Raw genomic sequence first — 5096 nt, 5'->3', positions numbered from 1 at the left:
CGGCCGCTGGGGCCGCGTGACGGCGGTGCTCGACGACAGTTTCTCGGCCACGGGGTCGCGGCAGAAGCGCAAGCGGCCGCTCGCGGTCGCGCTCGCCTGCCACTTCCTGCTCGAGGCCCTGGCGCACGAGTACGTGCCGCTCTGGACGTCCCGCCGCGACGACGCCCTGCTGGCCTTCCCGTACGGGCCGACACCGCTCGGGGCCCGCGTCCTCGACGCGCTCGAACAGCGGCCGGACCGCCTGGTCATCGTCTCGGACGGCTGGGACAACGCCCCTCCCGGGCTCGCGGCGGAGGTCTTGCGGATCTGGCGCACCCGCCTCGACCCGCATCGCCGGGTCAGCGTCGTGCACCTCAACCCCGTGTACGACGCCGAGGACTTCGACGTGCGCCGGATCGCCCCGACCGTGCCGACCGCCGGCATCCGGTCCGCCGAGGACCTGCCCGCGCTCGTGGAACTCGCCCAGTTCGCCGAGGGCCGCACCGGCCTCGAGGAGCTGCGGGTCCACCTGGCCGCCCAGTGCGCGCGCTTCTTGGAGGAGACACCGTGACCGGACCCGAGACGAGCCTGCCGGGGCTGCACCGGATCGACCTCGCGGGCCTCGACACCGGTCCCGCGCAGACATGGGGCTCGGTACGGCTGGTTCCGCTCGTACGCGAGACGCCGATCGCCGACCTGCGGCTGCACGAACAGTTGTACGACGAGGACGTCACGGTGGTCGGCCTGGACGGACGCACGTCCTATGTCTCCTATGTTCCGCACGCGTTCGTCGCCACGTGGACTGATGACGGCACGCCGGCCGCCGCGTACGGCACGCACCTCCGGCATAAGGAGAGCGAGGGCTCGCCGCGGCACATGCCGGTCCGCTATCGGCGGCGGATGGCGCGCCGGGTCGCCAAGGACCGGCTGCGGTTCCTGCCCTTGGACCTGGCGATGGAGGGCTACCTGGCGCTGCACTTCGGCGGACCCGAGATCGCCTGGGAGGAGTGGTCACAGCGCGCGCTGCGATACGGCATGTCCCCGCGGGTCGAGGAGGCCTACACCGGAGCCGACGTGCGCGGCCTGGACGACGCACTGAGGATCTTCGAGATCCATCCCCGACAGTGCGGGGTGCTGGTCTACGTCGCCGACGCGCTGGCCGCCGCCTTCATCGTCCCCCATCCCGCCGACTACCGGGCTCTGCATGCCACCCTTGTCTGCGACCTCTTCGGCGATCTCGTCTACCAGTACGGCCTGATGACGCTGCCCGTACGCGACTTCACCGCGCACGTCGGCGACGCCACCGTGGGTTCGCTCGCCGATCTGCGTGCGGCGGCCGACCGCCAGACGGCGGAATGGGCACGGTTCCACGAAACGGTCATGGCGGGGACCCTGCTCGGCGGCGACCACTACGCCTTCGATCCGGTGTACCGGCTCGGCCGGTTCACCCTGTGGCGCTTCCTGCCGTCCTTCAGCCTGCGCGATGACAGCCACATCGGCGAGGCGATCAGCGACGACCAGGGCCGGCTCGCCTATCTGAAGACCTACCGGCTCTCTCCGGCCCAGACCCGGCGCGGATACCTGCTGACGCGGCTGGCCGCGCACGACTGGAACCTCGAGGCGACCGCGGCCGGGCTGGGCACCGACACCGCCGGGCTCGCCGTCCGCCTGGAAGGGGCGGGCTTCGGTCACCTCCTGCGTGAGGACATCCTCGGCCATTACCGGGCCAAGGGCCGCCGCCGGACCTGAGACCGGGCCGGCCCGGGGTCGCCCGCTCTGGTCCGTCCCGTGGTCACCGGCCGGGAGCGGACGGTCCGAAGGTATGACTGGCGGGTGGGCTTTCGCGCCCCTGCCGGGTGCCGTACGGTCCGGTGCATGGCAGATCGCCGCGCAGCCGTGCTGCTCGACGTGGACGGGGTCCTCAATCCGGTGCGCCGGGTCCATCGGGGGTATCGCAGGTACCGGGCCACCCCGCACGGCGTCACGTTCAAGCTCTGGCTCGACGCCGCGCACGGCCGGCTACTCCGTCGGCTGATCGCCGACAGCGGCACCGAGCTGGTGTGGGCCAGCTACTGGTGTGCGTACGCCAACGAGTGGATCGGCCCGCGGATCGGGCTGCCGCAGCTGCCGTTCGTGCCGATCCCCGATCGCCCGGCCGGGTCCGGGCTGTCGCTCGGCGCATGGAAGGCCCGTCATGTAGCCCTCTGGGCAGGAAAGCGGCCGTTCGTCTGGTTCGAGGACGAGCCCGACGTCACCGACTGCCTGATGACCGAGCAGAACATCGGAGAGCATCTGTTGGTTCCGGTGGATCCGCTCGTCGGGCTCACCGAGGATCACGTGGAGCAGGCCCGCGCATGGCTCGCCGGGCCCGGCCGGCAGAGCGGCGGCGTGGACGGCGCGGGGTGAGCCGCTCCACGGGCCGGTGGGCGTGCTCGCCCATCGTCAGTGGTGCGTCCGAACCGCCTGTCATCCGATTCGCCTGTCAGCGGTGTGTCCAATCCGGCTGCAGGAACCCGGCGACGCGAGTCTCCCGGCCGAGCAGCACGACCTCGCGGAACTGCCAGAGCATCGCGCCGGTCGGCGCGTGCACCACCATGTCGTGGCGCAGCCGCAACTGGAGCAGATGACCGCCGTTCAGCTGCGGCACCCACCGCGCGGTGTCCGGTGCCGCCAGCCGGTCGAGCCCGACGAAATGTACGGAGTGGACCTCGGCGGGACTGCGCCGTACCGGCCCGGGGTCGGCCGGGGCCACGACGATCGGGGTGATGGCGAAGCCCGAGGCGGCCGGGAAGTCGTCGAGCCGGCCCAGCACGTCGCTGACGCCGACCCGCAGGCCGATCTCCTCATGGAGTTCGCGCAGCGCGGCCCGGACCGGGGTCTCACCGTCTTCCAGCCGTCCGCCGGGCAGCCCCCACTGCCCGGCGTTGCGTCCTCGGTCGGCGCGTTTGATCACGATCACGCGCAGCTCGCCGGCGCGTTCGACCACACAGAGGACGACGGCCGCCCGCCGGAACCCGGGGGTGTGCCCCACCGTGGTCGGCGAGAACGCGTTCAGCCGGGCCGCCGCGGCCTCGCGGAAGGCGGACAGGCTCTCCGGGACGAGAGGGCCGGCAGAGCCCGTCGGTTCCGGGTGGCGTGGCTCGGGGCCTGGTGAGGGCGGACTCGGCGGCTCCGCACCCTGCGCATCGCGGCCATGCGCGTCAGGGGTGGGGTCGGCGGTCATGGAGTGATCCTTCCAGGAGCCCGGCTCGTGTGCGCCGTGCGGTTCACCGGCCGTCCGCGCAGCATTTCGCGTACTGCGCGGGTGAGGTGCCTATGGTCGCCGTGAAGTCACGGGTGAAGTGGGCCTGGTCGGCGTACCCGAGATCGGCGGCGATGGCGGCCCAGTCGATGTCGGTGCCGCCGTCGGCCAAATGGGCGGCCTCGTGCATCCGGCAACGACGGATCACCCATTTGGGTCCGGCGCCGACGTAGTCGTTGAACAACCTCTGGAGCCGCCGGGTGCCGATGTCGAGGAGCGCGGCGAGCTCACCGACCCTGAGGATCGTTGGATCGGTGGTGATCCGCTCGATCGCGGCGGCGACCTCGGCCAGAGCGGGATCCGGCTCCGGGGCCCTGGCCACCAGGAAGTCCTCGATCGCGGCGATCGCCTCGGCCGGCTCGGCCGCCGCGGTGACGCGGTCGTCGAGGTCCCGGCCCGCGAGACCGAAGACCTCGGTGACCGGCAGGGCCCGGTCGGTGATCGATGAGACCGGCCCGCCGAGGAACGGCCGGAAGCCGCCGGGCCGGAAGCGCACACCGACCACCCGCCCCACTCCCTCGATCTGCTCGGTGAACAGGCCCGTGACGATGCCGGTGATCCGTGCCTGGCGGTCGGTGGCGAAGGTCAGGTGCACCGAGGGGTGGGTCAGGATCTGCTGGCGATGTGGATCCCGGCCGCGCAGGTCCCAGTCGAGGATCCAGAAATAGTCGACGAAGGGCGTCAGCGCCTCGGCCGGCGCCTCCCGGACCAGCGTGAAATTCTCCCGCGCCGTTCGCGTGTGGAGGATGCCCCGTGTGCCGTCTATGTCCGGATCTGTCATGGCGTCCCACCCTACTGACGGCCCCTGTCGCGTTTGTTCAAGACCCCGGAGGGCGCTTCTCGTAGCCTGACAGGCTCACCCGATACCGGCGAGCCTGGAGGCAGAGCCATGGAACTGCGGCCCCTGATGAGCGATGCGGCCGAGGCGGCGATCAAGGCGATGAACGCTGTGGAGCGCGCGCGCCTCGACGGCCCCACGCCGTGCACCGAGTACGACCTGCGAGAACTGGTGGACCATTTCGCCTACCTGACCGGACGGCGTGCGGAGTGCGCCGCCCGCAAGGAGCCGATCGAGGGCGGCACGGGCGACCCGCCCGAGGACCAGCGGGTGACCAGGCGCCCGGGCTGGATCGGCGAATACGCCGCACAGGCCCGCAAGACGGCCGACGCATGGACCGATCCGGCCGCGTGGGAGGGCAAGACCAGCCTGACCGGCACGGGGGAGATGCCGGCGAACTTCGTCGGCGGGATCCTCTACGTCGAGTTCCTGTTGCACGGCTGGGACGTGGCGAAGAGCGTGGGAGCCGAGTTCGAGCTGGCCGACGAGCCGGCCCGGGCCCTGTACGAGCAGATCGCGATGATCGCCGAGCAGGCCCGCCAGTACAAGGTCCTCGGCCCGGAGGTCGAGGTCCCCGAGTCGGCGTCGATGCTCGATCGGGCCCTCGGCCTGGCGGGCCGTGACCCGAGCTGGGGCCCGTGAGCCCTAGGCTTGGGGCCATGCCTTTCTCGTCATCGATTCGTGTACGTTTCGCACCGTCTCCGACCGGCATGTTCCACGTGGGCGGTGCACGGTCCGCGCTGTTCAACTGGGTGATGGCCCGGCAGTCCGGTGGTGCCCTCGTGCTGCGGATCGAGGACACCGACGCCTCTCGCAACAGCCCCGAGTGGGTCGATGGGATCATCCGGGCGCTGGCCTGGCTGGGCATGGACGAGGAGCAGTACGAAGGCCCGTACTTCCAGTCCGCCGGCGCCGACAAGCACCAGGAGGCGGTGCGGTCCCTGCTGGAGCAGGGCCGGGCCTACTACTGCGGGTGCA

6 protein-coding genes and 1 pseudogene are annotated in these 5096 nt (G+C 71.4%); 5 read left to right on the top strand and 2 right to left on the bottom strand.

The window, feature by feature from the left end; all coding sequences use genetic code 11:
- The 3 genes and pseudogenes from HKK72_RS35715 to HKK72_RS35705 all read left to right on the top strand — a co-directional run.
- A pseudogene (locus HKK72_RS35715) lies at nt 1–550 on the top strand (hypothetical protein); the annotation flags it as partial.
- Nucleotides 547–1728: an ARPP-2 domain-containing protein gene (locus HKK72_RS35710; RefSeq protein ID WP_315987614.1), complete on the top strand. Its 1182-nt coding sequence runs from the start codon at nt 547–549 to the stop codon at nt 1726–1728. The pseudogene HKK72_RS35715 and the gene HKK72_RS35710, both read left to right, overlap by 4 nt.
- A gap of 126 nt (nt 1729–1854) precedes the next feature.
- Nucleotides 1855–2385, top strand: coding sequence for an HAD domain-containing protein (locus HKK72_RS35705; protein ID WP_222721562.1), 531 nt, complete (start codon nt 1855–1857; stop codon nt 2383–2385).
- Between the two features lie 76 nt (nt 2386–2461).
- Here HKK72_RS35705 and HKK72_RS35700 read toward each other — a convergent pair whose 3' ends face one another.
- Nucleotides 2462–3202 (bottom strand): NUDIX hydrolase, encoded by a 741-nt coding sequence (locus HKK72_RS35700; RefSeq protein ID WP_187238821.1) that lies wholly within the window; start codon nt 3200–3202, stop codon nt 2462–2464.
- A gap of 43 nt (nt 3203–3245) precedes the next feature.
- Nucleotides 3246–4061: a helix-turn-helix domain-containing protein gene (locus tag HKK72_RS35695; protein ID WP_187238820.1), complete on the bottom strand. Its 816-nt coding sequence runs from the start codon at nt 4059–4061 to the stop codon at nt 3246–3248.
- A gap of 108 nt (nt 4062–4169) precedes the next feature.
- Between HKK72_RS35695 and HKK72_RS35690 the strand changes: the two genes are divergently transcribed.
- Entirely contained in the window at nt 4170–4760 is a 591-nt protein-coding gene (locus HKK72_RS35690; protein ID WP_187238819.1) for a TIGR03086 family metal-binding protein, read from the top strand.
- A 17-nt stretch (nt 4761–4777) separates the two neighbouring features.
- The coding region (locus HKK72_RS35685) for a glutamate--tRNA ligase family protein (protein WP_261987521.1) at nt 4778–5096 on the top strand (319 nt) is incomplete at its 3' end.

It is taken from the genome of Actinomadura sp. HBU206391 (genome assembly GCF_014323665.1).
Lineage (GTDB): Bacteria > Actinomycetota > Actinomycetes > Streptosporangiales > Streptosporangiaceae > Actinomadura_C.
Note: the sequence above shows the minus strand (reverse complement) of the source record. Positions and strands in the feature narration are given on the sequence as shown.

Bases quoted from the DNA above. Each gene is read 5' to 3' on its own strand.
- HKK72_RS35705 (WP_222721562.1), top strand. From the start codon at position 1,855: ATGGCAGATCGCCGCGCAGCCGTGCTGCTCGACGTGGACGGGGTCCTC.
- HKK72_RS35700 (WP_187238821.1), bottom strand. From the start codon at position 3,202: ATGACCGCCGACCCCACCCCTGACGCGCATGGCCGCGATGCGCAGGGT.
- HKK72_RS35695 (WP_187238820.1), bottom strand. From the start codon at position 4,061: ATGACAGATCCGGACATAGACGGCACACGGGGCATCCTCCACACGCGA.
- HKK72_RS35690 (WP_187238819.1), top strand. From the start codon at position 4,170: ATGGAACTGCGGCCCCTGATGAGCGATGCGGCCGAGGCGGCGATCAAG.